Origin of the sequence: Amycolatopsis sp. lyj-109, assembly GCF_046548995.1 — a bacterium.
Lineage (GTDB): Bacteria > Actinomycetota > Actinomycetes > Mycobacteriales > Pseudonocardiaceae > Amycolatopsis.
In genome coordinates this window covers 27,197-49,020 of the sequence record NZ_JAJPWR010000008.1, presented here as the reverse complement: position 1 = coordinate 49,020, position 21,824 = coordinate 27,197, and the positions used below count along the sequence as shown (strand labels likewise).

The 21,824-nt window shown below is 72.2% G+C and carries 18 protein-coding genes; 11 read left to right on the top strand and 7 right to left on the bottom strand.

Annotation, left to right across the window (positions count from 1 at the left end; all coding sequences use genetic code 11):
* The 3 genes from ACLJQF_RS19295 to ACLJQF_RS19285 all read left to right on the top strand — a co-directional run bounded on the left by ACLJQF_RS19295 (position 1) and on the right by ACLJQF_RS19285 (position 3,449).
* A complete protein-coding gene (locus tag ACLJQF_RS19295; RefSeq protein ID WP_410610433.1) occupies positions 1-987 on the top strand; it encodes a gluconeogenesis factor YvcK family protein in 987 nt (328 codons plus the stop codon).
* Positions 987-1,979: a DNA-binding protein WhiA gene (gene whiA, locus ACLJQF_RS19290; protein WP_013224649.1), complete on the top strand. Its 993-nt coding sequence runs from the start codon at positions 987-989 to the stop codon at positions 1,977-1,979. Before ACLJQF_RS19295 ends, whiA begins: the two co-directional genes overlap by 1 nt.
* A 441-nt stretch (positions 1,980-2,420) precedes the next feature.
* Positions 2,421-3,449, top strand: coding sequence for a glucosyl-3-phosphoglycerate synthase (locus tag ACLJQF_RS19285; RefSeq protein WP_410610431.1), 1,029 nt, complete (start codon positions 2,421-2,423; stop codon positions 3,447-3,449).
* Positions 3,450-3,534: 85 nt separating this feature from the next.
* Here the strand turns inward: ACLJQF_RS19285 and ACLJQF_RS19280 are convergent, their stop codons facing one another.
* Positions 3,535-4,428, bottom strand: a complete 894-nt coding sequence (locus ACLJQF_RS19280) for a sterol desaturase family protein (protein WP_410610429.1) — start codon at positions 4,426-4,428, stop codon at positions 3,535-3,537.
* A gap of 70 nt (positions 4,429-4,498) precedes the next feature.
* Between ACLJQF_RS19280 and ACLJQF_RS19275 the strand changes: the two genes are divergently transcribed.
* Positions 4,499-5,107 (top strand): TetR/AcrR family transcriptional regulator, encoded by a 609-nt coding sequence (locus ACLJQF_RS19275; protein ID WP_410610427.1) that lies wholly within the window; start codon positions 4,499-4,501, stop codon positions 5,105-5,107.
* A gap of 38 nt (positions 5,108-5,145) precedes the next feature.
* Here the strand turns inward: ACLJQF_RS19275 and ACLJQF_RS19270 are convergent, their stop codons facing one another.
* Positions 5,146-6,264: a hypothetical protein gene (locus tag ACLJQF_RS19270; RefSeq protein ID WP_410610426.1), complete on the bottom strand. Its 1,119-nt coding sequence runs from the start codon at positions 6,262-6,264 to the stop codon at positions 5,146-5,148.
* A 163-nt stretch (positions 6,265-6,427) separates the two neighbouring features.
* Between ACLJQF_RS19270 and ACLJQF_RS19265 the strand changes: the two genes are divergently transcribed.
* A complete protein-coding gene (locus ACLJQF_RS19265) occupies positions 6,428-6,796 on the top strand; it encodes a hypothetical protein (RefSeq protein ID WP_410610424.1) in 369 nt (122 codons plus the stop codon).
* A 105-nt stretch (positions 6,797-6,901) separates the two neighbouring features.
* Here ACLJQF_RS19265 and ACLJQF_RS19260 read toward each other — a convergent pair whose 3' ends face one another.
* From ACLJQF_RS19260 to ACLJQF_RS19250, 3 genes are all read right to left on the bottom strand, one after another.
* Positions 6,902-9,466, bottom strand: a complete 2,565-nt coding sequence (locus tag ACLJQF_RS19260; RefSeq protein ID WP_410610422.1) for a PQQ-dependent sugar dehydrogenase — start codon at positions 9,464-9,466, stop codon at positions 6,902-6,904.
* 312 nt (positions 9,467-9,778) lie between these two features.
* Positions 9,779-10,600, bottom strand: coding sequence for a coproporphyrinogen III oxidase (locus tag ACLJQF_RS19255; RefSeq protein WP_410610420.1), 822 nt, complete (start codon positions 10,598-10,600; stop codon positions 9,779-9,781).
* Positions 10,601-10,638: 38 nt separating this feature from the next.
* On the bottom strand, positions 10,639-11,076 hold the full coding sequence (locus ACLJQF_RS19250) for a PPOX class F420-dependent oxidoreductase (RefSeq protein ID WP_410610418.1): 438 nt from the start codon (positions 11,074-11,076) through the stop codon (positions 10,639-10,641).
* 86 nt (positions 11,077-11,162) lie between these two features.
* Here ACLJQF_RS19250 and ACLJQF_RS19245 point away from each other — a divergent pair, with 86 nt between their 5' ends.
* From ACLJQF_RS19245 to ACLJQF_RS19230, 4 genes are read left to right on the top strand one after another with little or no spacing between them, the layout of a single operon-like run.
* Entirely contained in the window at positions 11,163-12,620 is a 1,458-nt protein-coding gene (locus ACLJQF_RS19245) for a hypothetical protein (protein WP_410610877.1), read from the top strand.
* Positions 12,620-13,420, top strand: coding sequence for a hypothetical protein (locus ACLJQF_RS19240; protein WP_043788290.1), 801 nt, complete (start codon positions 12,620-12,622; stop codon positions 13,418-13,420). The genes ACLJQF_RS19245 and ACLJQF_RS19240 overlap by 1 nt, the downstream gene beginning before the upstream one ends.
* Before the next feature lie 11 nt (positions 13,421-13,431).
* The gene (locus tag ACLJQF_RS19235; protein ID WP_410610416.1) at positions 13,432-17,898 is read left to right on the top strand and encodes a hypothetical protein; all 4,467 of its coding nucleotides are present in this window, start codon (positions 13,432-13,434) and stop codon (positions 17,896-17,898) included.
* Positions 17,899-17,935: 37 nt separating this feature from the next.
* On the top strand, positions 17,936-18,721 hold the full coding sequence (locus tag ACLJQF_RS19230) for a TIGR03620 family F420-dependent LLM class oxidoreductase (RefSeq protein ID WP_410610413.1): 786 nt from the start codon (positions 17,936-17,938) through the stop codon (positions 18,719-18,721).
* Here ACLJQF_RS19230 and ACLJQF_RS19225 read toward each other — a convergent pair.
* Positions 18,718-19,200, bottom strand: coding sequence for a YybH family protein (locus ACLJQF_RS19225; RefSeq protein ID WP_410610411.1), 483 nt, complete (start codon positions 19,198-19,200; stop codon positions 18,718-18,720). The two genes, ACLJQF_RS19230 and ACLJQF_RS19225, sit on opposite strands and share 4 nt — an antisense overlap.
* 38 nt (positions 19,201-19,238) lie before the next feature.
* Here ACLJQF_RS19225 and ACLJQF_RS19220 point away from each other — a divergent pair, with 38 nt between their 5' ends.
* The gene (locus ACLJQF_RS19220) at positions 19,239-19,583 is read left to right on the top strand and encodes an ArsR/SmtB family transcription factor (protein ID WP_410610409.1); all 345 of its coding nucleotides are present in this window, start codon (positions 19,239-19,241) and stop codon (positions 19,581-19,583) included.
* 59 nt (positions 19,584-19,642) lie between these two features.
* Here the strand turns inward: ACLJQF_RS19220 and ACLJQF_RS19215 are convergent, their stop codons facing one another.
* On the bottom strand, positions 19,643-20,287 hold the full coding sequence (locus ACLJQF_RS19215; protein ID WP_410610408.1) for a LysE family translocator: 645 nt from the start codon (positions 20,285-20,287) through the stop codon (positions 19,643-19,645).
* A gap of 72 nt (positions 20,288-20,359) precedes the next feature.
* Between ACLJQF_RS19215 and ACLJQF_RS19210 the strand changes: the two genes are divergently transcribed.
* On the top strand, positions 20,360-21,541 hold the full coding sequence (locus tag ACLJQF_RS19210; protein ID WP_410610406.1) for a winged helix DNA-binding domain-containing protein: 1,182 nt from the start codon (positions 20,360-20,362) through the stop codon (positions 21,539-21,541).
* The last annotated feature ends 283 nt before the right edge of the window (positions 21,542-21,824 follow it).

Here is a 21,824-nt window from a genome sequence, read left to right as displayed (position 1 = left end):
GTGCGCGCGGTCGCCCTCGGGGGCGGCCACGGACTGCACGCCACGCTGTCCGCGGTGCGGCGGGTCACCCCCGACGTCACCGCGGTCGTGACCGTGGCCGACGACGGCGGATCGTCCGGCAGGCTGCGGCGCGAACTCGGGCTCCTGCCGCCGGGCGACCTGCGGCAGGCGTTCGCCGCCTTCGCCGCGGAGGACGGCGGCACGCTCTGGGCCGAGGTGTTCCAGCACCGCTTCGGCGGCGACGGCGCACTGGCCGGGCACGCGGTGGGAAACCTGCTGCTGGCCGGGCTGTTCGAGGTCCTCGGCGACCCGGTCGCCGCGCTCGACGAGGCCTGCCGCCTGATGGGCGTCTCGGGCCGCGTGCTGCCGATGTCGCCGGAGCCGCTGGAGATCGTGGGTCAGGTCAGCGGCCTCGACAGCGAGGACCCGGCGGCGGTGCGCACGATCCGCGGCCAGGTCGCGGTGGCGTCGACGCCGGGGCAGGTGCAGCGCGTCAGCCTGCACGCGCCGGGCCGGTCGGGGCGCCCGCCGCAGGCGTGCGCGGAGGCCGTCGACGCCGTGCTCGCCGCCGACGTCGTGTTCCTCGGGCCCGGCTCGTGGTTCACCAGCGTGCTGCCGCACCTGCTCGTGCCGGGGCTGCACGACGCGCTCGTGCAGACGGCCGCGACGAAGGTGCTCGTGCTCAACCTTGTCCCCCAGCCGGGGGAAACCGCGGGATTCTCGCCGGAGCGGCATCTCGACGTACTCTTCGAGCACGCGCCCGATCTGCGGGTCGACGCGGTGATCGCGGACCGCGATTCCGTGCCCGACCCGGCGAATCTCCGGCGCGCGGCGGAACGGCTGGGCGGCCGGGCGCACCTGGGGGCGGTGGCCGACCCCGAAGTGGCGGGACGGCATGATCCTGATGCGCTCGCGTTGTGCATGCGGGAGGCTCTCGGTCTCGGCGGGGAGCACGGGGGAGGAGCGAAAGGCAGGGAGGGGCAGTAATGGCGATGACCGCCGCGGTGAAGGACGAACTGAGCCGGCTGGAGATCACGAAGATCGGGCCGCGCCGGGCGGAGGTCGCGTCGCTGCTGCGCTTCGCCGGCGGGCTGCACATCGTGGCCGGCCGGGTGGTCGTGGAGGCGGAGCTGGACACCGGCTCGGTCGCGCGACGGCTGCGCAAGGAAATCCACGAGCTGTACGGCCACCATTCGGACGTCCACGTGATCACCGCCAGCGGCGGCCTGCGCAAGGGCACCCGCTACGTCGTGCGCGTGGTGAAGGACGGCGAAGGCCTGGCCCGCCAGACCGGGCTGATCGACCAGCGCGGCCGCCCGGTGCGCGGGCTGCCCGCGGCCGTGGTGTCCGGCGGCGTGGCCGACGCGGAAGCGGCGTGGCGGGGCGCGTTCCTCGCGCACGGATCCCTGACCGAGCCGGGCCGCTCGTCGTCGCTCGAGGTGACCTGCCCGGGCCCGGAAGCGGCCCTGGCCCTGGTGGGCGCGGCGCGCCGGATGGGCATCCAGGCGAAGTCCCGCGAGGTCCGGGGCGCCGACCGGGTGGTGGTCCGCGACGGCGACGCGATCGGCGCGCTGCTGACCCGCCTGGGCGCGCACACGAGCGTGCTGCAGTGGGAAGAGCGGCGGATGCGCCGCGAGGTCCGCGCGACGGCCAACCGCCTGGCGAACTTCGACGACGCGAACCTGCGCCGGTCGGCCCGCGCGGCGGTGGCGGCGGCGGCCCGGGTGGAGCGCGCACTGGAGATCCTCGGCGAGACGGCCCCGGACCACCTCCTGGCGGCAGGCCGGCTCCGGCTGTCCAACCGGCAGGCGTCCCTGGAGGAACTGGGCCAGCTGTCGGAGCCGCAGATGACGAAGGACGCGGTCGCGGGCCGCATCCGGCGGCTGCTGGCGATGGCGGACAAGCGGGCCAAGGACCTGAACATCCCGGACACCGAGTCGGCGGTCACCCCGGAGATGCTGGAAGAGGAAGAGGCCTAGTACTACAGGGCTAGATCGTTGCCTCGGTGCGGCCGAAGACGGCCTGCCCGGGACACCCCCGACGCCGGCCTGCCGTGGCTGGTCGTGAGTGTTTTTTAGGGTTAGAACCCTAATTACCACTCACGACCACCCAGCCACCGCAGACGGTGACTCTATTCACCCAGGTCACGCACACAAGTGTCCCTGTAGTACTAGCCACAGCCGGCCTCCGGCCCGCCATCGCAGGGTGCGCGATGCAGGAATTCCGCGGAGCCGAGTAGCGATTCTCCACGTGGTTTTGCGCCTGGGCCTGCGCGATCTCACTGTCGGTCGTCGTGTTAACGGGATCGGTGCCGCCGGGCCGATCTCGTAACACTCCGGTAGCACCGGGGAGTGGCCGCCGAAACGCGGGCCCTCGAACCTCGGTCGGGAGGGATACGCCGAACGAGGGAAGGGGAAGGCATGCGCACGAGCAACGCGCGGCTGCAGGTGTCACCGGAGGTCGGCACCTGGCTCGCCCGGCGCAGCAGCAAGGCGGGCGACTGGACGGCCGAGGATCTGGTCGCGGCCAAGCGCGGTACCACCGTTTCCGTCGTCATCCCGGCCCGGAACGAGGAAGCCACGGTCGGCGCCATCGTCACCGCCATCCGCGAGGAACTCCGGGAACACCACCGGCTGGTCGACGAGATCCTCGTCGTGGACAGTCACTCGACCGACGCCACCGCCGAGGTGGCCGCCGCGGCCGGGGCGCGCGTGGTCGCGCAGGACGCCGTGTTCCCCGCCCTCGACGGCCTGCAGGGCAAGGGTGAGGCCCTGTGGAAGGGGGTCGCGGCAACGACCGGCGACCTCGTCGTCTTCGTCGACGGCGACCTCTACGACTTCACCACGAGCTACGTCACCGGGCTGCTCGGCCCGCTGCTCACCGACCCGTCCGTGGCCTACGTCAAGGGCTTCTACCACCGCCCCCTCAACGGCGCGGCGGGCAGCGAGCCCGAAGGCGGCGGCCGCGTCACCGAGCTGGTCGCGCGGCCGCTGCTCAACATGTTCTGGCCGGAGCTGTCCGGGTTCGTCCAGCCGCTTGCCGGCGAGTACGCGGGGCGGCGCGAGGTGCTGGAGAGCATCCCGTTCGTGGTGAACTACGGCGTCGAGATCGGGCACCTCATCGACCTGGTGGAGCTGGGTGGCCTCGACGCGCTGGCCCAGGTCGACCTCGGCCATCGCGTGCACCGGCACCAGAGCACGCAGGCGCTCGGCCGGATGTCCGGGCAGATCATGCAGACGCTGTTCGACCGTCTGGAGCGCTACGACCGGCTGGTCACGGCCATCCCGCCGGCCACGATGCTGGCGCAGTTCCAGCGCGGCGCGTCGGCGGACGGCGTCGAGCGGGAACTGGTGCTGACCGACCTGACGTCCCGGCAGCGCCCGCCGCTGGCGAGCCTGCCGGTGACGCTGCGCCCGGAGAACGAGCGGACCCTGCAGGACACCGCCTAGTCACTAATCCGGCCAAAAGCAGGCCGACCCTCGCGCGGCACGTAACCTTTGCTGCGAAAGTCATTCGGCCGTGACTGTGGTCGGATTAGTAACTATCGGCACAGTATTCGGCGGGCGCGAGCGCGCGAGCCCCGGCGGGCTGCCACCCAGGCGGCCCGAACAGGTAACCCGCGCGCTCGCGCCACGTCCGGGCTGCGCGCAAGTCGCGCAGGATCGAGCCGTACTCGTGGAACCCCACGTGCAGCAGGTTGTACGTCCCGATGTTCTTCGTCAGCCCGTACGTCGGCCGCTTGCCTTCGGGGACGAAGCTGCCGAACAGGCGGTCCCAGATGATCAGGATGCCGGCGTAGTTGGCGTCGAGGTATTCGGCGTCGCTGCCGTGGTGGACGCGGTGGTGGGACGGGGTGTTGAAGACGTACTCGAACCAGCGCGGCAGCTTGCCGACCTTCTCGGTGTGCACGAAGAACTGGTAGACGAGGTCGATCGACAGCCCCGTCAGGATCATCCACGGCGGGATCCCGCACAGCGCCAGCACCGACCAGAACGGCAGCTGGAAGTACGGGGTCCACTTCTGGCGCAGCGCCGTCGAGAAGTTGTAGTGCTCGCTGGAGTGGTGCACCTGGTGGCCGGCCCAGAGCAGCCGTACGCGGTGGCTGGCCCGGTGGTAGGCGTAGAACACGAGTTCCTGGCCGAGCAGCATGAGCACCCACGTCCACCAGTCGCGCGGATCCAGCTTGACCGGTGCCAGCTCGAACAGGGCCGCGAACACGCCCAGCATCACCAGCCGGAACAGCGCGTTGACGCCGACGGAGACCGTGCCCATCAGCATGCTCGTCCGGGTGTCGGCGACGCTGTAGCCGACGACGTTGTCGTCGTGGCCGAGCACGTGCAACGCGACTATTTCGATCGTCACGAACAGCAGGAACACCGGAATCGCGAACAGCACGGGGTCGCGCAGGTGCGCCAGGAACTCGGCCACGTCGCCTCCTTGGATCTGACCATGCGGTAACTTACCCTCGGGTCACTTTACGCACGGTAGGCTCTCGCCTGTGACGGAGTCAAGGGCGGTCGGGACCAAGGGGATGCCCCGCGAAGAGCGCGAGGCCCAGCTCGTCGTGGCCGGCACCGAGGAGTTCGGCCGGGCGGGGTACGCGGGCGCGTCGATGGTCGAGATCGCGCGCCGGGTCGGGGTCACGAAGCCGTTGCTGTACCAGTACTTCGGCTCGAAGGACGGGCTGTACCTGGCCTGCCTCCACCGCGCCGGCGGCCGTCTGACCGACGGCGTGGCGACGACCATGGCGGCCGGTGGCGAGCCCGACCAGATGCCGCTGAAAGTGCTTTCGGCGATCTTCACGACGTTCGACCACGACCGCTACGCGTGGCGTCTCCTGCGCGACGCGACGGTGCCGTCGACGGGCGACATCGCCGCGGCAGCCGCGGACTACCGCCGCCGCCTCGACGTGTTCGCGGTGCTCGGCGCGACGCAACTGCTGACCTCCCGCGGCCTGGCCGACCCGGCGGACATCGAGGCCGTCGCGCAGGTGTGGACCGGGGTGGTCGACTCGCTGATCAGCTGGTGGATCGACCGGCCCGAGGATGACGCCGATGCGATGACGGCCCGCTGCGCCCGGATCATGGGCGGCTTGTTCGGCTGGTGACGCCCGGCCGGGTGCTCGGGCGGGAACCGACGGGGACCTCAGCCGCTCCCCGTCAGCTCGGCCAGCGCCGCCCGCGTCTCCGCCAGGAGCCGCGCCCGGTCGTCGCCGTAGGTGTGTTCCGCCGCCGACATCGCTCCGCCCAAGGCCTCCGGCTCGTTCTCGTGCACCGCGGCGAAGATCGCCGGGAACGCCATGGCCTGCTGCAAGGCGTTGTCGTGGCGGCCGTCCGGCGTGCGCACCAGCGTCCGCGGGACGTCCAGGTCCGACAACAGCCGGTCCCACGCCGTGGTCCAGTCGTCGAACGGCGCGGGCAAAGCCTTCCCTTCGTCCATCGCACGCAGGCCGTCGGCGATCCAGCCGACGCCGTCGAGCCCGGCCCGCTCGCACGCGAGGTGGGCCACCCGGCGGGCGAGCGCGCGGCAGATCTCCGGGCCGGCGGCGATCGCGGCGCCCACCAGTTCGCGATCGACCTTGGCGAACTCCCGCAGCGAGCCCGGCGGCAGGTTCAGGACCGGCCCGGCCGGCAGCGTGCCACCCCACTCATGCAGCAGTTGCTCGTGCCGCGCCTTCGCGCGTGCCTCTTCCTCGGCCCGTTGGCGCGCCGCCCACCGCGCGGCGAGCTCCTCTTCGGTCGGCGGCGGGGGCAGATCGCGCGCGAAACCGTGCCAATAGGCCGCGATCGCGCTCGTTTCGCGGACGACGACGTCGGGCGCCGGCGGCGCGGGCCAGAACTGCAGCAGGTAGCTGTCCTGCCGGGGTTCGCCGCCGAGCCGGGTGTCGCGCTCGCGGCCCGCGTCCATCGCTGTGCCGCGGTAGCGGACGCGGTAGTCGCCGGGAGCCAGCTCGAGGTCCCACCAGTCCTCGCCGCCCCAGGTGACCAGCACTGTCCGGCCTCCGGCGTGGAAGGAAGCCTCGACGACGTCCTCCCCGTCGTCGTCCGGCGGCTCGGACGCGTGCACCTCGGCGGTGAAGCCGACTTCGCCGGTGTGCAGCCCGGTGATGAGGAAGAGGTGGCCGGGCACCGCGGCGCCGCACAGCCCGTTGCGCTGCCCGGCGAAGCAGGCGGTCAGGTCGCCTTCGAACGGCTCGCCGGCCTCGTCGTGGACGTAGATCTGTCCATAGTGGACGTGAACGTCGCCGTGGACCACAGTTCGCATGGCGGTCAGCATGGCAGAGACCACCGACAGTTTCGATTTGCCGCATTCGCCCGCTTCTGTGGACACGGAGAGTGCTCTTCGCGAATTCGTTGCTCGAATGGCGTAGCGAAACCGGCCCGGTTCGCGATTAATCTGGGAAGCCGTCCCGTCGAGAGGTTGCCCCATGCCCGAACCAGCCGCATCCGTCCCGGCCGATCCTCGGCTGGCCGCGCGGTTCACCGAGGACCTGCTCGACGGCTGCCGGGTCCTGGCCAAGGATTACGGCTACCGTCCCGCCCAGTTCGAGCGCATGGTGCGCGAGCACGGCGGCGTCGAAGCGGCCCGGCTGCTGCTGCGCGGGGCCGGCACCGCGGGCGGGTTCACCGTGCTCTGGGAGAAGAAGCAGCTCGGCCGCAGCTCCGAGGCCGTGATGCTCCGCGAGGAGTACGCCGAGCTGTTCACCCCCGATGAGCTGCTGCTGGCCCGCCGCCGGCTGGAGGAACACGGCTTCGACGTCGACGCGCACCTGCGCCGGATCTCCGAACCGGGCTGAGCAGAACCGGGCCGAGCAGAACCGGGCCGAGTCGAACCGGGCCGAGCCCGGCGGTAAGGGCGGCAGGGGTGACCGGCGCCGCTCCGGTCACCCCTGCCGCGGCTTTCAGGCGGCCGCGCTGGACTTGCCGCGCAGCACGACGTTCGCCGTCGACGCGCCCTTGATCGCCGTTTCGATCTGGGCCATCGTCGAGGACGACGTCAGGCCGGGGACGGTCGCGGTGTTCAGGGCGTAGAGCGTGAACGTGTACGGGTGGCTCGAACCGCCCGGGCAGGGGCCGAAGAACTTCTGCGCGTTCGCCCCGCTGCCCATCGCCTTCTGCTTCGCGCCACCCTGGTTCGGCACGGTGTAGCCCGCCCCGAGTCCCTCCGGGAGGGAACGAGCCGCCGCCGGGACGTCCCAGATCGCCCAGTGCAGCTTGTTTCCGCTATTGGCGACGTCGGCGAACACGACGGCGTAGCCCTTCGCACCCGTGGACTCGCCCCACGCGAGCGGCGGCGACGGGTCCTGGCCCGCCGTGCCGTCCCCGGCGCAGGTGTACTTGTCCGGGATGGTCGCGTTGTCGGCGAAGGCGGAGCTGGCCAGCTTGAAGCCGCCGGGCGTGCTGCCGCCCGGGAACTTCAGCCGCACGATCACGTTGTCCAGCACCGACGGCGTGCCGCCGTTCTTGTCGTTGTTCGTCGAGGTCAGCCAGAGCCCGCCGTCCGGGGTCTTGGTGACCGAGCGCAGCCGGCCCCAGCGGCCGGAGAACAGCGTCGACACCGTGCCGACACCCGTGCCCGCCGCGTTGATCTGCGTGGCGAACAGCTGCTCACCGGTGACGCCGGCGATGTAGATCCAGTCGTTGACGATCTCCAGCCCGCTCGGCCCGGCCTGCGAAGTGGACCAGGTCTTCTTCGGGGCGATGTAGCCGCTGCAGCTGCCCTGCGTGCCTTCGCAGCTCGGCCAGCCGAAGTTGCCGCCCTTCTGGATCAGGTTGAGCTCGTCCTGGCTGCTCTCGCCGAACTCCGCCGCCCACAGCTGGCCGCGGGAGTCCCAGGCCAGGCCCTGCGGGTTGCGGTGGCCGTAGCTCCAGACGTACCGCGCGTTGCCGCCGGTGGCGTAGAACGGGTTGTCGCTCGGTGCCGAGCCGTCGGGGTTGAGCCGCAGGATCTTCCCGTTGAGCGAGCTCTTGTTCTGCGCGTTGTCGCTGTTCTTGGCGTCGCCGACGGTGGCGTACAGCTTGCCGTCCGGGCCGAACTTGAGCCGGCCGCCGTTGTGGTAGCGGTTCTTCGCGATCCCGGTCAGCACCGGTGTCGACGTCGACGACAGCGTGCTGCCGTCGTAGGTCATCTTCACGATCCGGTTGTCGCCGGAAGCGGTGTGGTAGAGGTAGATCGCGTGGTCGGACGCCCAGTTCGGCGAGATCGCCAGGCCGAGCAGGCCGCCTTCGCCGTTGGTGCCGACCGCGCCCGGCACCTTGCCCAGCGTGGTCTTCTGGCCGGACGGCGTCACCAGCAGGATCTCGAACCGGTCCCGCTCGGTCGCCAGCGCGTTGCCGTTCGGCAGGAAGTCCACCGACCAGGCGAGGTCGACCTTCGCGATGTCCTTGTCGTACTCCGGGATGCCCCCGGCGCCGCCCGGAGCGCTGGTCTTCGCCGTGACGGCATTGCTGGCGGCCGAGGTGTTGCCGTCGGGATCACGGGCCTTCACGGTGAACGTGTAGGACGTGCTCGGGTCGAGGTTCGTGATCGTCGTGCTCAGGGACGTCGTCGTCGCCACCTTCGTGGCGCCCTGGTAGACGTCGTAGCCCGAGATGGTGCCGCTGTTGTCCGTGGAAGCGTTCCACGCCAGGGAGACGCTGTTCGCGGTGACGCCGGTGGAGCGCAGGTTGCCCGGCACGCTCGGCGGGGTCGTGTCGTTGCTCGGCGGCGTGGTGAAGGTGACCACGTTGCTCTGCTGCGACGGGTTGCCCGCGGCGTCGTACGCGCCGACGGAGATGTCGTAGGCCGTGTTCGGGGTCAGGTTGTCGACGGTCGCGCTCGTGGTGGTGCCGTCGACGGTCTTGAGGATGTTGCCGCCGCGGTTGATCTCGTAGCGGACGACGCCGACGTTGTCGGTCGCGGCCGTCCAGCTGAAGGTCGCCGCGGTCGGCAGGATGTTGCTCGCCTTGAGGTTCGACGGCGGCGACGGCGGCTCGGGGTCGACCGGCGCGGTGAAGGTGTCGGTGAGCTTGTCGGCGTTCGGGCCGCCGGTGGCGGTGGTCGCGGTGGTGCGGACCTTGTTGACGCCGGCGGTGAGCTGCACGGTCGCGGTGACCGTCTTCCAGGTGGTCCACGCGCCGGTGGCGGGGAAGTCGACGGTGCCCTTGTCGCCGCCGTCGACGGTCAGCTTGACCGGCCGGTTGTCGGCGGTTCCGTTGGCGTAGCGGAAGGTCAGGGTGTGCGTGCCCGCCTGGGCCGCGTTCACGGAGTATTCGACGTAGCTGCCGACGACGTTGTCGAAGTTGACGAAACCGGTGCCGGAGTAGCCGGCGTGGTTCGATTCGACCGCGCCTTGGGAGATGGTGGCGTTCTCGGACTCGTAATCGGTATCGGCCGCGAAAGCGGTTACCGGGCTGAGCGCGGTGAGGCCGAGCGCCGCGACGGCGGTACCGGCCAGTACCGCGCGCCACGGTGGACGGGGTGCCACTGGGAGCCTCCTGCGTGGGTCGGGGGACAGGGGGTGACCGGGGCGGAATGGTCGGCGGACCACCGGCGACAATAGTTAGGAAAGTTTCCTATCTATGGGACAGATCACACACCCTGCAAGCGGGCCCTGTCAATACTCGACATGACGGCTCACCCAGCGTGCCAACGGTTTCCCGCTCACCGGGGCACCACGCCCAGGACGGCCCAGTCCCGCAGGCCCCGAGCGCCCCAATGTGGCCTTCGGTGCGTCAGACGCAACCAAGGCGGCCTTCGGTGCGTCAGACGCACCCAAGGCCGCCTTGGGGCGCTCGGGTCAGCCCGCGGTGACCGGCGCTTCCGCCGCCCAATCGCGTGGCACGAGGAACGAGGACAGCTCCGCCTCGGCGCTCCCGGGCTCGGGCGTGAACTCCGGCTGCCACCGCGCCGACGGCGGCAGCGCCGTCAGGATCGCGTCGGCATCGGCTTGAGCCGCGTCGTGGACGAGCGTGAACTCGACGTACCGGCCGCGGCGGTAGAGCTGCCACTGCCGCTCGCGTTCGCCGTACGGCACGTCCTTGCGCCGCCGCACGATCGGGAAGTACGCCGGGGCGATCGCGGCGATGCCCGCCGCCGTGAACGCCGCCGAACGCCGCCAGCCGTCCGGGCCGGGCAGGCTCAGGTGGTCGAAGAGGATGCCGCCGATGCCGAGGGCCTCGTCGCGGTGCGGGAGCCGGAAGCGGTCGTCGCACGCCCGCTTCGCCTGCGCGTGGAACGCCGGGTCGAGCGTGTCGCAGTGGTTCTTCAGGACGCGGTGGAAGTGCGTCGCGTCCGCGGCGAAGCCGTAGCAGGGGAGCAGGTCGACGCTGCCGCCGAACCACCAGGCGTCGGCGGTTTCGCGGTAGCGGAAGTGCGCCTGGAACGCCGGGACGTACGGGTTGCGCGGGTGCAGCACGACCGACAGCCCGGCCGCGAAGAACTCGTCCGAGAAGGCCGCGCTGACGACGGCTCGTTCGAAGACGTCACCGTTCTCGAGCAGCCTCGTGCGGCCGGACCGGCCGAAGCGCCCGCCGTCGAGGCGTTCCAGCTCGGCCACCAGTTCCCGCTGGCCCGCGCTGACGATCGCCCTGACGGCGTCGCGTCTGTCCCCTGAAGGCATTCCCCCACCCCCGGGAGCAGGTTACCAGCGAACCGGGGTCAGCCGGCGATGTCGGCCCGCGCGATCACCTTGGTGATCTTCGCCCGGACGAGGGATTCCTCGGGCACGGCGTTGCGCTTGCCGTACGCCTCGGCCTGCTCGGCACCCATGTACCGGCCGCCCAGCTTCGTCGCCCAGTCGAGCATTTCGTCGTAGTCGTGGGTCAGCCGCGCCTCGGCGGTGAACTGCACATACGAGTACGGCGGCTCCTGGTCGTCGACGACCAGGGAGATCCGCGGGTCGCGGCGGATCGCCTTGCCCTTGAGGGTCTCGGTACCGGTGGTGAAGACCAGCTCGTCGCCGTCGGGGGTCTCGTCCAGCAGGAACCAGATCGGCGTCACGATCGCGGCGCCGTCGGCCCGGACCAGGCCGAGCTTGCCGGTCCGGGTCCCCTCCGAAGCGAAATTCCACCACTCGTCACGGCTCATCTCACGCATGAGAAGGACGTTAGCCCGTCACCCGCGCGTGCGCAGAGGGTGGCCGACTAGCCTGGCCTGCTGTGCGAGACGACGACAGGGCCGCCATGGGCTTGGCCGACGAGGGGCTGACCCGCCGCCTCAAGGCACTGGCCTGCACCGCGCCGCTGCACGACCTGGACGCGCGGAAGGCGAAGCTCGACTGGGCCGACGCCACGGTCTACCAGATGGCCGAGATCGCGCTGCACACGATCGACCAGGTCACCATCGCGATGGACTTCGACACCGGCGCCGGCCACGACGAGGTCATCGACCGGCTGCTGCCGTTCATCGCGCAGCAGGCGCCGTCGCGGATGCCCGAAGAGCACGTCCGGGTGGCCAAGTGGGTGCTGGACAACCTGATCAACGTCGGCACCACCGACCGCGGCTTCCGGCGCGTCTACGGCTCGATCGGGCCCGGCGGCTACCAGCGGCGCCAGTTCGACTTCAAGCTGCTGGTCGAGCTGGCCGCGCGGGACGGCGAGGTCTACCTGCGCGCCACCGACGAGGCCATCAACGTCCTGGTCGGCGCGCTCGACACCGACGTCGAGTCCGCGCAGATCGCCGCCGAGGTCAAGCTCGAGAACCTGATTGCGCGGGGTCGGCTGGCCGACGCGAAGCTCGCCGCCGAGCAGGCCCGCTACCGGACCGTCCAGTACGGCGAGACACTCCGGGCGAAGCTCGACGCGACCCGCCGCGACGTCCGTTCGGTCGACTGGGAACGCGAGGTCCCGGAACTCCTGGACAGCGCGCTCAGCCACATCGAGGCCCGGTTCCGCGCCGAGAACGCCATCCTCAAGAACATCACCACCGCCCGCGACGAGACCGAGGACCTCGACCGCAAGCGCCGCGCCGCCGAGCTCGTCGACATCGTCGGCGACTGCATCCGCCGCCACACCCGCCTGCAGTCCCGGCTGGCCGACGCGGGCGCGGTCTTCCGCGCCGAGCAGGACCGCCAGCAGTTCTCCGGCCCGCCCCAGCGCGCGACCCTGGACTTGTTCGGCCAGCTCCTGGTGCCGACGCTCGGACTCCCGCTGGCCGACGCCGTCGCCCCCGTCGAGCACTTCTTCCACGCGGCCGCCGGGATCACCCCACCGGTCGTGCCGTCGCTGTCTTCCCTCGTCTCGCTGCTGCTGCGCCCGGCGCCCGAGCGTGACCAGCTCGTCGGAGAAATCCCCGAACCCGAGCTGATGCCCGCCGACATCACCGACAAGTTCGGCGACGACGTCTGGCGCCGGGCCGACGAGCTGCTCGACCTGCCGGAGGTGCCACGACGCCTGTCCGGCCTGCTCGACGAAGCCCGCAGCAGCCGTCAGCCCGGGCTCGCCGCCCTGGTCGCGCTGCGCGCGGTCCACGCCTACAGTCCCGGGGTCGGCGCGGCCCGCCGCCAGGGGGACCGCTCGGTCCTGCTCGCCGTCGACGACGGCACGCTCCTGGACGACCCGGAGTTCGGCGGCGCCGACCTGCTGCTGTCCACGGCCGCCGTCGAACGCGCCGACGAAGAAGAGAACGAGGAGGTCGCCTGATGGCGCTGTCCCACAGCAGCGTGGACGCCGAGGCCGCGGCCCGGCTGGTCGCCTTCGGCATGCGGCCGAAGCAGCTGCCCGCGCGTGACGTCGTCTACGGCGACCTCGTGCGCCGCTACGGCGAAGACAACGCGTTCAAGGCCCTCACACACGCCGTCGCCGCCGGGCTCGGCCTCATGGTCCTCGAGGTCAACCAGCAGGCCGGCGCGGTCCTCGCGGCCACCGACGAGTCCGTCTTCGAGATCAAGATGGACTCCTACGCGCGCCAGGCCAAGATTCGCGAGCGCCGCGAGACCGAGAAGGTGCTGCACGGCCTGATCCACCTCGCCACCGCCGCGCTCGGCTACCCGCGTCCCGACGACCTCGCCAACGACACCTACATCGGCCGCGTCAGCGTCGAGCAGGTCGACGCGATGGTCCGCGAAGCCGCGCGGATGCTGGACGAACGCGCCGCGGCCGCCGAGGCCAACAACGACCCCTTGGCCGACGCGCCCGAGCTGGAACAGGCGTGGCGCGCCTACACCCGCCGTCCGGCCGCGGCCGCCACCAAGGACGGCCGGCTCGCCGCCGACACCACCCGCGGCATGGTCAGCCGGGCCCTGCGGTTCCTCGCCGACCAGGGTTTCCTGGTCCCGGTGAGCGACGAGCAGGGCGGCACCTACCGGACCACGCCGCGCTACCAGATCCAGGTCCGCGAACTCGCCGCCGACGCCGCCTTCGACGACTTGCTCGCGCTCGACGTCGTGGCCGTCGCGACCGCCGGGGGCACGCTGCGCGCGGCCGCCTCCGACACGCTCTAAGAGGGGAACCGATGTACGAGCTTTCACGGGTCCGCCTGCACTCGGTGGGCCCGGCGGGCGCCCGCTACCAGGACGTCGTGCTCGACTTCAGCGGCGTCGGCGCCAAGATCACCGCGCCTCAGCAGGACGCGCTGTTCAGCGCCGGCATCCACGCGACCGGCCCGGCCGAGCTGCGCCGCCCGTCGCCGGCGAGCGTGCTGTTCCTCGAGAACGGCGGCGGCAAGTCCGTGCTCATCAAGCTGATCTTCTCGGTGATGCTGCCCGGCCGCCGCCAGGTCGTGGGCACCACCAGCACCAAGGTCCTGGAGAAGTTCGTCGCCGCCAAGGACGTCTCGCACGTCGTGCTGGAGTGGCTGCACGTCGAAAGCGGGCACCGGATCATCACCGGGAAGGTGTCGGAGTGGCGCGGGCACGTCGTGTCCGCCGACTCCGAGAACCTGGTCGACTCCTGGTACTGCTTCCGCCCGACCGCCGCGCTGGGCCTCGATTCCCTGCCGATGACCCAGGACGGCCGGCTGCTCACCATGTCCGGCTTCCACGACAAGCTCGCCGCGGCCCAGCTGGCCGAACCCGAGCTGGAGCTGTCCTGGACCCGCCGCCACCACGAGTGGACCGGTCGGCTGGACGGGCTGGGCCTCGACACCGAGCTGTTCCGCTACCAGCGTGCGATGAACGCGGGCGAGGGTGAAGCGGCGGACGCGTTCGCCTTCGGCACCGACGACGCCTTCGTCGAGTTCCTGCTGCGCGCGGTCATCTCCGAAGACGAGCCGAAGGACCTCGCCGAGGTCGTCGCCACCTACGCGCACAACCTCGCGCAGCGCGGAGATCTCCTTTCCGAGCGCGACTTCGTGGCCGGTGCCCTGGACCTGCTGGGCCCTCTGGCCGCCGAGGAAGGCGTCGCCGCGGAGTCGCGGAAGATCGCTGAATCGGCGAAGGCCGCCATGGCCGAGCTGGCCGGGCGGGTCGTCGCCCGCAACGAACTCGAGAACGCGCGGCTGTCCGGGCTCGAAGACCACGTCACCGAGGTCAAGTCCGCGGAGAAGCTCGCCGAGGGTGACCACCGGCGGCTCGCCGCGGCCGTCACCGAGCTGCGCCGCCTGGTCGCGGTGCTGCGGCTGGACGAAGCCCAGGAGGCCCGCAAGCGCGTCGACGCCGAGCTGGCGTCGGCGAAGACCGAGGCGGAAGCCTGGCGTGAGACGGCGACCGTCCTCAACTCCCTGAACGCGGCGCGCAAGGCGAAGGACCTGCGCGAACTCGTCGGCAGCCGCGAGGAGAAGGCGCGGCCCGCCTTGAAGGCGCGCAACGACGCAGCTTCGGCGCTCGCCCGCGGGTTGCACGCCCTCGCCCAGGACGCCCAGCGGCAGGCCGACAAGGCCGAAGCGCACGCGGGCGCGTTGCGGGCCGAAGCCGAGAAGGCGCAGACCGAACGCGACGAAGCCGCGAACCTCGCGGCCGCCCGCCGGGCCGAGGCGCGCGGGCTGACCGTGCGGATCACCGAACTGCGCGAAGAGGTCCAGACGGCGGTGCGCGCCGGGCTGCTGCCCTCGGGCGCCGACGTCGCCGAAGCGTCGCGGGCCGCTCGCTCCGCGGCCGAGCAGGCTGGTGCGGAACTAGCCCGCCGCGAGCAGGAACTCGACCGCGTCGGCACGGATCTCCAGGCGGCGCAACGGGCCGTGAACGAGGCGCACCAGCTCGCCGGCACCACCCAGGACCGCCTGGAACGCGCCGCCGAGGACCTTGACCGCGCGCACCGCCGGACCGACGCCCTCGCCGCCGAAAGCCGCCTGGTCGAGCTGCTCGGCGCCGACGACGTCAGCCTGGAGAGCGACCTTCCGGTGCTGCTGGAACGGCTGCGCGAGGCGAGCGCGGCCGTCGAAAAGGAGCAGACCGCGCTGCGGATGGAGGAGTCCGCCGACGAGCGGGCCCTGTCCGCGCTGGGGTCCGGCGGGCTGCTGCCGCCCCCCGAGGACGTCCAGGCGGCGCTGGACGCACTGGAAGGGGCCGGGATCACCGCGTGGTCCGGCTGGCGCTATCTGTCCAAACTGGACGCCTTCCGGCGCGCCGAAGTGCTGGAAAGCCTGCCGCAGCTGGTGTCCGGGGTCCTGCTGAACGACCCCGCGCACGCCGATCGCGCCCGCGAGGTGCTGACGAAGCGGCGGTTGCTGCCGAGCGCGATCATCGCCGTCGGCACCACCGAGGCGCTGCAGGCCGAGGTGCCGTCCGCGCCCGGTGTCGAGTTCCTCGTGCCGCCGAACCCCGCCATGTACGACGAAGAAGCCGCCGACGCCGAGCGGGAAGCCGTCGCCCGGCGGCACACCGAGCGGCAGCGGCGGCTCGAAGCGTTGTCCGCCAAGCTGTCCGCGGACGGCGCCCTGATGTGGAAGCTCACGACGTGGCGCGAGGACTACCCGCCCGGCGCCGTCGCGACCCTGGCCGAGCAGGCCCAGTCGGCCCGGGCCGCGGGGGAGACCGCCCGCACTGCGCTGGCGCTGGCCGACGCGGAATTCACCCGGATGAGCGAAAAAGCCGCTTCGCTGCGTGAGCGCGTTCCGGAGCTGCGGGCGGCTGCCGCCGAGGCCGAGGAGAAGGCCCGGCGGCTCGGCGAGCTGGGCGTCCGCAGCGCCCGGATCGCCCAGTGGTCCGAAGAAGCCGAGCGGGCGACCGAGATCGCCGAGCGCGCCGACCTCCAGGCCTCCGACGCGGCGGGCAAGGCCGCGCGGCTGCGCGAGCAGGCGGCGGAGGAGCAGCGCACCGCCGACGGTCACCGCCGGACCGCGACCACCGCGCGCGCCGAGCTGGCCGAGGTGCCAGGAGCGGCCGACGCTGCCGAAGGGCCGTCGACCGGCGAACCGGTCGACGCCCTGCGCCGGACCTACCTGTCGGCGTCCGAGTCGTACGCGAAGGTCGAGGTCGGCAGCGACCTGCGCGGCGAACTGGAGCAGGCCGAGTCCGCCGAAGCCGCCGCGGGTACCGCCGTCGAGTCCCTGGACGAGGCCGTCCGGGCCCGCGCGGCGGAGCTGCTGGAGACGCCCGACGGCTCCGACGCGTCGGCCCGGGCGGCCGCGCTGGCCCGCGCCCGCCGGGCCGTCGACGGCCTCGAGGACGAGCGCACCGAAGCGATCGGGCTCGTCTCGACGCGCCGCGCGGAGCTGGACGCGCTGCCGCTGCAGAACGGCGTCCACGGCGAGAAGCCACGGGACATCGAGCACGGCCTGGAGCTGATCGACGCCGCCGGGCTGGAGGCCTCGGCGGCCGCGCGCAAGTGGGAAGAGCTGCAGGAACGCCGGGCGGCGGCGGAAGCGACCCTGGACTCGGCGCGCACGTCGGCTTCGGGTTTCGCGCTGCTCGCCGAGTCGATGGGCCACCTGGTGACCGACACGGACTCGGCCGCCTACGACGGCGACGTCGACACCGCGCGCGCCCAGCACGCGCGGCTGAACGCCACCTTGGGGCAGGCGCAGGAGGCCGCCGACGCCGGCGACCGGCGGGTGCGCGCGGCCGCGGACCAGCTCGCGCAGTACGCGACGGAGAAGCGGTTCGAGAAGCTGAGCACGCCGGTGCGGCAGCAGGTCATCTCGGTCAAGCGCGACCAGCTCCCGGCGCACGCCGCCGAGTGGGCCGAGGCGCTGCGGCCGCGCCTGCGCTCGCTGACCGACGACCTCGCGCAGATCGACCGGCACCGCGGCGGCATCATCACGCGCCTGCAGGGCATGGTCGACGGCGCGCTCCGGACGTTGCGCTCGGCCCAGCGCGTCTCCCGGCTGCCGGACGGCCTGGGCGACTGGTCCGGCCAGGAGTTCCTCCGCATCCGCTTCACCGAGCTGGAGGACAACGCGCTCACCGAGAAGCTCGGCGAGGTCGTCGACGAGGCCGCCGTCGGCAAGACGGCGGACGGCCGCGACGTCAAGCGCGACGGGCTTTCCCTGGTGCTGCGCGGGGTCCGGGCCGCGGCGCCCAAGGGGTTCCGCGTCGACATGCTCAAGCCGGACTCGGTGCTGCGGACCGAGCGCCAGCGCGTCTCGGAGATCCGCGACGTGTTTTCGGGCGGCCAGCAGCTGACTGCGGCGATCATCCTGTACTGCACCCTGGCGGCGCTGCGGGCCAACAACCGCGGCAAGGCCCGCAACCGGCACTCGGGCGTGCTGTTCCTGGACAACCCGATCGGCCGTGCGTCGGCCGGGTACCTGCTGGAGCTGCAGCGGGCGGTGGCCGAGGCGCTGGGCGTGCAGCTGATCTACACGACGGGCCTGTTCGACGCGGGCGCGCTGTCGGAGTTCCCGCTGATCGTGCGGCTGCGCAACGACGCCGACCTGCGCGCGGGCCGGAAGTACCTGTCCGTGGACTCGACGCTCCGGAACTCCCTGGAGAACCTGGGCGAGCCCGACGGCGTCGCGCGGCTGTCGGCGACCCGGATGTTCACGCGGGCGGCCGAAGCCCCTGATTCCGCTGATTCCGCTGAGGACGAACAACCGGCCTGACGGGAACAACGCGGCGTCGTCCGGGGTTGCCGGGCGCATGACGAAACTGGGGCCGCTGGGGGCCACCCACACCGCACTGGACACCGACACGGCCGTGGCGGCCGAGCTCGAAGAGCTGGGCTACGACACGCTCTGGCTGGCCGGCGGCCAGGGGAACAACCTGCCGCGGATCACCGAGGTCGTCCGCGGGACCTCGCGGATCCAGGTGGCGAGCGGGATCCTGTCGGTGGACCGGGTTCCGGCGGCGGCCGTCGCGTCGGCGTACGCGGAGCTGCCGGCCGGCCGGTTCGTGGTCGGCCTGGGCGGGGCGCACGGCGCGCGTCCGCTGGCCGCGCTCGGCGACTACCTCGACGAGATCGAGGACGTCGTGCCGCCGTCCGCGCGGATCCTGTCGGCGCTCGGGCCGCGGATGCTCGAGCTGGCGCGCGATCGCGCGGCGGGAGCGTACCCGTACCTGGTGACGACGGACTACGTCGCGTCGGCGCGGGAGATCCTGGGCGCGGACCGGCAGCTCGCGGTGCTGCTCAACGTGGTCGCGGAGACCGACGCGGCTCGCGTGCGCGAGGTCGTGCGCGGCGGGTCGCTGGGTTTCCTCGCCGGGATGCCCGGCTACGCGGCCAACTTCCGGCGGATGGGCTTCACCGACGCGGACATCGCGGACCGGTCCGACCGGCTGGTCGACGGCCTCACCGTGTGGGGTGATTTCGACGCCGTCGTCGCGCGGCTGCGGGAGTACCGGGCCGCGGGCGCCGACCAGGTGGTCGTCCCGCTCGGCGGCCTGCCCCGCGAGTGGTGGCCGGAGCTGGTGACGGCGCTGGCCTAACCGCGGATCGCCTGTTGGTACGCGGCGAGCGCGTCGGCGTCGTCGATGCTGCCGTGGTGGTGCACCTGCACCCAGCGGCCGTTCTGGTAGGCGAAGAACCGCGTCGTGCGGATGCTCAGCGGCACGGTTTCGGTCACGCGGTACTCGCCGGTCTCGCGGCCGGCGAACACCGCGTGGCCCTCGCCGGAGTACTCGACGATGTCGCCGAAGGTGACGGTGACCCGGGCCGGGCCGTGGAAGACGCGGTCGTACAGCTCGGTGATCGCTTCGCCGCCACGGAGGATGCCGCCGAGCGGGTTGTTCAGCTGGGCCAGGGGATCGCGCGTCCAGACCCGGCGGAATGCTTCGAGATCGCGCTGGTTGAAGGCGTAGTAGAACGATTCGAGCGCGGCCAGCGCACCCTCGCGGCCGGGCTCGGCGGCTTCGTCGAGCCGGTTGCGCGCGTCGAGACCGAAGGTGGCGTCGAGGTGCCGGGGCATCGCGGCTCCTTCTAGAGTGTTCGATGGAGGTCGACCGGATGAGTGTACGACAATCATCGAACACTGCGCGGGCGCGCGGCCTCACGCACGCGGTCCCGGAGCAGGTTTCGCTGCAGGACGCCCTGGCCGCGGTCGCCGACCCAGTGCGCCGCAGCATCCTGCGCGAGCTCGCGGCCGTGCCGGCGTGGACGAAGGCGTGCGGCACGTTCGACCTGCCGGTGGCCAAGGCGACCCGCAGCCACCACTTCGCCGTGCTGCGCGCGGCCGGCCTGATCGAACAGCGCGACGAAGGCCCGCGGCGGCTGAACCGCTTGCGGCGTCCCGAATTCGACGCCGCCTTCCCGGGGCTGCTGGACCTGGTGCTCGGTCACGCCGGCCCGTAGTTCGTGAAGGCCACCTTCAGGAACTACAAGTTCCTCAAGGTGGCCTTCACGAACTTGAGTCAGTCACCCCGGCCGGTGAAGGCCAGGGTGGTGCCCAGGCCGATCATCACCAGGCCGCCGGTGCCGCCGACCAGCTCCAGGCGCCTCGGCGAGCGGGCGAACCACGCGCGGGCGGTCCCGGCGACCAGCGCCCACGCGCTGTCGGTCGCCAGCGCGATCGCGGGCAGGCAGAGCCCGAGGACCAGCATCTGGGCGGTCACCGACCCGGTGGCGGGGTCGACGAACTGCGGCAGCAGCGCCGCCAGGAACACGATCGACTTCGGGTTCGCGAAGCCGACGACGAAGCCGTCACGCAGCACGGTCAGCACGCGGCCGGGTGCGGCGCGCACCTTCGCGGCCATCGCGTCGGTCAGCTTCCGGCGGTGGCGCAGCGCCTGGATCCCCAGGTACACCAGGTAGATCGCGCCGGCGACCTTGATCGCGGTGAACACCGCCGCGGACGTCGTCACCAGCGCGCCGAGGCCGAACGCGACCGCGACGACCTGGGTGTAGACGCCCACGGCGTTGCCCGCGACGGTGAGCAGGGCGTCGCGCCGTCCGACCGTGAGCGCGCGGCTGATCGTGAACAGCACGCTCGGCCCGGGGACCACGACCATGAGGAACGTCAGTGCGGCGAAGGCCGCCAAGTGTGTGCCGGAGACCATTTCCCGAGGCTATCCCCAGGTCAGCCGACGCGACCAGCGGTTTTTGTCGGTGCCGGCTGATAGGAAAAGCGGGTGCCTCCGAAGATCAGCACCCAGCAGCGCCGGGCCCGCCTCGCCGTCCGCCACCACCTCGCCGCGCCCGCGGCCACGGTGGCCGACGCCGTCGCCGGGGTCGTCGCCCTGCACGCCACCGACCCGGCGACCGTCCACCTGTCCGCGTCCGCCCGGCTCGCCGCCCCGGCGGTGTCCGAGGTCGAGCGCGCGCTGTACGACGAACGTTCGCTGCTGCGCATGCTGGGCATGCGGCGCACGGTGTTCGTGACGGACCTGGACACCGCGGCGCTCGTCCAGGCGGGCTGCTCGGCGGACATCGAGGTCAAGCAGCGGAAACTCCTGCAGCAGCACCTCGGGCAGCAAGGGCACCCGGAGAACGTGCCGGAGCCGGCGGCGTGGCTGGCCGACGTCGAGGCGTCGGTCGAGGCGGCCCTGCGCGCCCGCGGTTCGGCGACGGCACAGCAGCTGAGCGAGGACGAGCCGCGCTTGCGCCAGCAGCTGCTGATGGCGGCCGGCAAGCCGTACGAGGCGATCGGCAACGTGACGAGCCGGGTGCTGTTCCTGCTGGCGGCGGGCGGCCGGATCGCGCGTGGCCGTCCCCGCGGCAGCTGGCTCAGCAGCCAGTACGTGTGGCACCCGCTCGACGAGTGGGTCCCGGGCGGGCTGCCGGCGTGGAGCGCGGACGAGGCCCGGGTGGAACTGGCGCGGCGCTGGTTGCGTGCGTACGGCCCGGCCCCGGTGTCCGACCTGAGGTGGTGGACGGGCTGGACGGCGGGCCAGACGAAGAAGGCGCTGGCGGCGCTGTCCCCGGTGGAGGTCGACCTCGACGGCGCGCCGGGAGTGGTGCCGGCGGACGACCTCGATCCGGTGCCGTCGCCGCCGCCCTGGGTGGCGTTCCTCCCGTCGCTGGACCCGACGCCGATGGGCTGGCAGGACCGCGACTGGTTCCTCGGCCCGCACCGGGCGGCCCTGTTCGACCGCAGCGGCAACGTCGGCCCGACGGTGTGGGCGTCCGGGCGGGTGGTCGGCGGCTGGGCCCAGCGAGCCTCGGGGGAGGTGGTGTTCCGGCTGCTGGAGGACGTCGGCGCGGAGGTGGCGGCGGCCGTCGAGGCGGAGGCGGAGAAGTGCGCGAAGTGGTTCGGCGAGATCCGGGCGACGCCGCGGTTCCGCACTCCGCTGGAGCGCGAGCTGACCGGCTGACGGCGAATCGGAGCCCGGGCCACCCCGCGGGGGAGGGCGATGCGGTACCGGTCCGAGGAGACCGCGGGAGGGGCGGCCGCGGGTCGCTGGATCGGTCGAGTCATCGACCTCACGTCCCGCTGCCGGGCCGCCGTCGATCGCCCGCGGTGGCTGCCTGGTGTCTGGATCGGTCAAGTGCAGGTTTCCGGTTCGCGGCCGATCGTCCCGCCGGTCGGCGGTCACCGCTCGCGATCAGCCGGAACCGGTCCCGGCGCCCGGATCTCCGGCTGCCACCGGTCCGCCG